At 57.1% G+C, this 4554-nt stretch carries 3 protein-coding genes and 2 pseudogenes; 3 read left to right on the top strand and 2 right to left on the bottom strand.

Annotation, left to right across the window (positions count from 1 at the left end; translation table 11 throughout):
* Together QW881_RS32495 and QW881_RS32490 are read left to right on the top strand one after the other, a co-directional pair.
* Window positions 1-164 (top strand): annotated as a pseudogene (locus tag QW881_RS32495) (IS3 family transposase); the annotation flags it as partial.
* Window positions 165-259: 95 nt separating this feature from the next.
* Window positions 260-550, top strand: a pseudogene (locus tag QW881_RS32490) (transposase domain-containing protein); the annotation flags it as partial.
* Window positions 551-724: 174 nt separating this feature from the next.
* Here the strand turns inward: QW881_RS32490 and QW881_RS32485 are convergent.
* Both QW881_RS32485 and QW881_RS32480 read right to left on the bottom strand, forming a co-directional pair.
* A complete protein-coding gene (locus QW881_RS32485; protein ID WP_316159249.1) occupies window positions 725-1717 on the bottom strand; it encodes a hypothetical protein in 993 nt (330 codons plus the stop codon).
* 43 nt (window positions 1718-1760) lie between these two features.
* Window positions 1761-3260: an MBOAT family O-acyltransferase gene (locus QW881_RS32480; protein WP_315759688.1), complete on the bottom strand. Its 1500-nt coding sequence runs from the start codon at window positions 3258-3260 to the stop codon at window positions 1761-1763.
* A gap of 329 nt (window positions 3261-3589) precedes the next feature.
* Here QW881_RS32480 and QW881_RS32475 point away from each other — a divergent pair.
* A partial coding sequence (locus QW881_RS32475; RefSeq protein WP_316173179.1) for an NF038122 family metalloprotease occupies window positions 3590-4554 on the top strand: 965 nt, incomplete at its 3' end.

Below are 4554 nucleotides of genomic sequence, written 5' to 3'. Positions count from 1 at the left end.
CGCACTCCCAGCTCGGATGGAAGACGCCATCCGAGTTCGCCGCCACCTGCAATCCGCGTCGGGATCTGGCGCTGCGCCATGCCGAGAGCTCCGCGCCAGCTCCCGCCGCTAAGACCGCCCGGATGGGCACATCCAACGGCCCGAACGAACTCAGATCTGGATAAAACTTGGGGGCAAGGTCAAGGAGCTTACTGCGCAGTCTCCGGCCGCGCCGGATTGCTGGCTCCAGAGCACCTTTGTTGGCAATCTTGTGCCTTTGTTCACGCGCTTCATCGACGATGGCCGGCTGTGCATGACCAACAATGCGGCCGAGCGCGAGCTGCGCGCCGTGGCCCTCGGCCGCAAGAATTGGACCTTCGCCGGCTCCGACGATGGCGGCCGCCGCGCTGCCGCCATCTACACGCTGATCCAGACCGCCAAGCTCAACAATGTCGACCCGCAGGCTTGGCTCGCCGACGTCCTCGCCAAGCTACCCGATCATCCGGCCAGCAAGCTCGCCGGTCTGCTTCCCTGGAGCTGGCAGGCCGCCCAGACATCGGCCGCCGCCTGATCGAGCCGCTCCAGACCGTCCAGAGCAGTCGCTCGGCCCGTGGCCTTCACCGGACGCCTACGATGTCGCTCGCCAACATGGTGCCCGAGACTTGGATTCCGATCGTCAAGGCATGGATGCCAATCTCGGCTCAATCGGCGTGCTGATCATGTTGGCCGGCGCGTATGGCCGGTGTTAGCTACCATGGCGCCTGACGATGTCGGCCATGACCGGTCCTAAGCGTTCGGCCAGCATGTCCGTATGTTCGCGGACGATATGAGCTGGAACGGAAAACAGCTCGGCCGGCCAAGTTGTGATCAACGGAAATGGCACCTCCACCTCGGGGTGGTTCGACTTGAACTTCTCGATTGCTTCGCGCGTCTTGGCGGACCCTTGTCCTGTACCCAAGGTACAGGCGACCGGCTGAAACACGACCACAAGTGTTTTTCCGAATTTTTTTGCTAGCTCAGCATAAGCGTCCAGTACCTCTTCGGTATACGTTTTCTCCCGGAAGGTGCGAAGGTCGAAGAATTGCGACTCCTTGATTTCGCACTCCGTTGCGGCAACCCCATTGCGCGCGTCATTCTCGGGCATCCAGCCACGAGTTTGCCGATAGAGACGCAGGAATTCCAGATAGTTCTCGTTCTGCAGGAGCGGCCGGTCCAAATTGCCGAATACGCCACCCAGATAGAAGACGCGATCCGAAACGTAACGGCGATAGCCAAGCGAAGGAGGATAGATATAGCGTTGCGGGCTCAAGTATTCGCGGTAGATGGCATCGCCAAACACCTTGATGTTGGGATCGCCCCATAGGGCAGCTCCATCACTATCCCAAGTCTCGGGCCTGGGCATCGTATAGGGCGTGATATGAAGGACGAGATAGCGAAGCTTCTCGCTTCTCTCGGCCATGAATCGGAAAACGTTATAGTAACCGCTGAATCCAAGATTAGCGCAACAACTCAAGTTGAGGTACGTGGTCCCCTGCGGTAGGTGCCGCATGATCGCCAACGGATCGACGCCGTAAAAGCCGGAACTGTCACCCGATTGAACAATTGTGGGGTTCGAGTCTGCGAAGGCCTCGAGCTTGTGGAACATGAACAGCCGCTGAGGCGTCTCATCGTGCGCGAACGAAAATTGCAAGAAGTTGTTGATCTCAAGAGCGGACGGTGGATGGGTGGTGTAGACCACGCACTCAATGCACGCGATTGCCAGGCCCGCTGCGATCCAAGCCCTAAAATGCGAAATAAATGAACTCATTTGCCTGTCGCCGTGCAAAGAAGAGGATTCCGTAGAAGAGAGCCACGATCACGAGCGTTCTCACCCACCAGGGCATCGACGGGAAGAGGTCGGCAAACTCGCAATCACGACGCCACGCGATAGCGTCGGTTAAGACAGCAGGGAGGGCGAAGAGCGTCAGACCCCAGCCATAGACGGAGAACGCCCAGTTTGCCGTTATCGTCTGCCAGACAGAGCGGAGAGCGCCGATCGGCGACCATCCCCATGACGCGATCAGTGGCGCAAGAATAGCAGCGGGAACAGCAGCGATGGATTTGATGATCGGCAGGAACTCGGATGGTGTCGAGCGGAAGAAGATCCAACCGAGGCAGATCAAGTGAAAGAACAGAACAGCTGCAATGATGTTGCCGAGCCGACCGAACCGTTTGATCAGAATCGTATCAAGCGGGATCAGCCGATACAGGACCAACAGCAAACCGTGGTAAGCGCCCCAAATGATGAAGAAGACACCGGCACCATGCCAAAGGCCGCCGAGGAGCATGGTGATCATCAGATTGCGCAGAGTCTTTAGCCGACCATCTCTGTTGCCCCCGAGCGGAATGTAGAGGTAGTCGCGCAACCAGGTCGAGAGCGAAATATGCCAACGCGTCCAAAACTCAGATGGGTTGGTCGAGAAATAGGGCGTTAGAAAGTTGCGCATCAGATCGACGCCAAGCAGCCGAGCAATGCCACGTGCAATCGTGGAGTAAGCGGCAAAGTCGCAATAGATCTGAAACGCGAATGCGTAGGTAAAGATCAAGCCCATACCAGGCGGCATAGATCCGTTCACGATTGTGCGCTGAGTTGTTTCGACCAGATTGCCCAGATTGTCCGCGAGCACGGTCTTTTGAAACAGACCAAAGAGTATCATGAACAGAGCGCCGCTGACCGTAGCGAAGGACGGCAGGGGGCGGATGTCAGCGAGTTGCGGCAACAGGTCTCGCGCTCGCATGATCGGCCCCGCGACAAGGTGCGGGAAAAATGAGACGAACGAGAGATAGTCGACGACATTCCGATAAGGCTTGAACTCGCGCCGATAGATGTCGATCGTATAACTCATCGACTGGAAGGTGTAGAAGGAAATCGCCGGCGGCAGACTGAGAGCGATGATCGGAAACGTGATGCCAAGAGGGGCTAATGCTGCGGCTGCGTCGGCGCTCAGCCATGTCGTGTATTTGAAGGTCGACAGCAGCAAGAGATTGGCGACCACGCTGACGACCAATAGCCGCTTTCGGTAGAGCTCGTTGTCACTTCCTTCGATCATCTGGCCGATAAAGAAATCGAGGAGTGCAGTGACGAAGAAGGGGGCTAGGTACCACCAGGCACTCGATCCGTAGAAGTACAGGCTAGCAAGGAGAATGAATAGATTGGCGAACGGAGTGCGGCGCAGGAGCAGATAGCCTACAAGGACCGCTGGTAAGAACACGAAGAGGAATGACAGGCTGTTGAATTGCATTTCGTTACAACTTTGAAGCGGAAGTCCCGTTTCCGGAGAATGCGAAGTTTGGTTGCTGACAGCCCCGCACCCTTTAGCACAGGAAATCGCCATCATGGTGGCGAAACAGCAACACGGAGCAGTCGATTACCAATATTCTACAACCCGCCGTTGTTCTGGCCGGTAGGGGGTGGGCGACACGAGTTGGGCGAGATAGGATGGCATTAACCGCCATCCTGCATCCTTTGAGGTAAGATTAATCTGTTTGGCCTTGGATGAAAACGTTGGACCGTTCGAGCCCTGTGACGAATTCTGCAGCTGATCCTGTTCAAATTCCGGAGGAGGCCCTCGTGGCGGAGGCGGCCCAAGGCAGCGCCTCCACAAGTCCGGGCTCGGTGATCGCGCTCAGTTCCGGCGGCTTGACCATCAATTTGATATTTGATGCTGCGGCAATGGCCGCTCCGGCCAGTTTTCGGGCCGGCATTCAACAAGCGGCTGCTTTGCTGAGCGCTGCGATCTCGGACAAGATCACTATAAACCTGAAAATAGACTATAGCGGCACCGGCGGCGGGGCAGCAGCGGGGCCCGATCACGGCCAGTGGGTGAGTTATTCAAATGTCCGATCATATTTAGTCAACAATGCGACTGCTGGCGACGGCACCTTTGATGCTCTTCCGGGAAGTTCCACTCTGCAGGGGCAATCCGATGTCGCCGTCTGGAACTCTCAGCTCAAACTGTGGGGATTGCTCGGTGCTAACGATACAAGCACCGATGACGGTAGCGCTACTTTCGCCACCGATATCGCGCCCAGTTTGCTTGTCGGGGTTGCACTCCACGAACTGACTCACGCCATGGGGCGTGTTCCGTACGGAACGCAGCCTGATGTATTCGATTTTTTCCGTTTCACCGGCGCCGGGACACGGCTCTTCTTGAACGGTGGCACCGCCCCTGCGGCATACTTCTCGCTGGATGGTGGCAATACAAAGCTTGCCGACTATGGTCAAAGCTCCGATGCAAGTGATTTCCTCAACAGCGGGGCTCAGGATGCCAATGATCCCTTTAACGAGTTCTACACGGGCAGTACGTTCCAGCAGTTGACCACTGTCGATCTAAAGCAACTGGTGGCGCTCGGCTATCATCTGGTCTCGGCGACGCCAGTCGTGATCGAATCCTTCGGAGCAACGAGTCTCGTTCAAATCGGTAGTGGGTATTTCGTCAACCCTGTCTCTGGAGGAACGGGACCAGAATTGAAGCTCGGCGGGGCCGCCATTGGGGCCGGACAGCTGGGACCTTGGGTGCCCATCGGGGCAGAAGC

This window comes from Bradyrhizobium sp. SZCCHNS3016 (genome assembly GCF_032484535.1).
Taxonomy (GTDB): domain Bacteria; phylum Pseudomonadota; class Alphaproteobacteria; order Rhizobiales; family Xanthobacteraceae; genus Bradyrhizobium.
Note: the sequence above shows the minus strand (reverse complement) of the source record. Positions and strands in the feature narration are given on the sequence as shown.

What these genes read in the sequence shown, in the direction of transcription:
- QW881_RS32480 (WP_315759688.1), bottom strand. Translation starts at nt 3,260, where the DNA reads ATGCAATTCAACAGCCTGTCATTCCTCTTCGTGTTCTTACCAGCGGTC.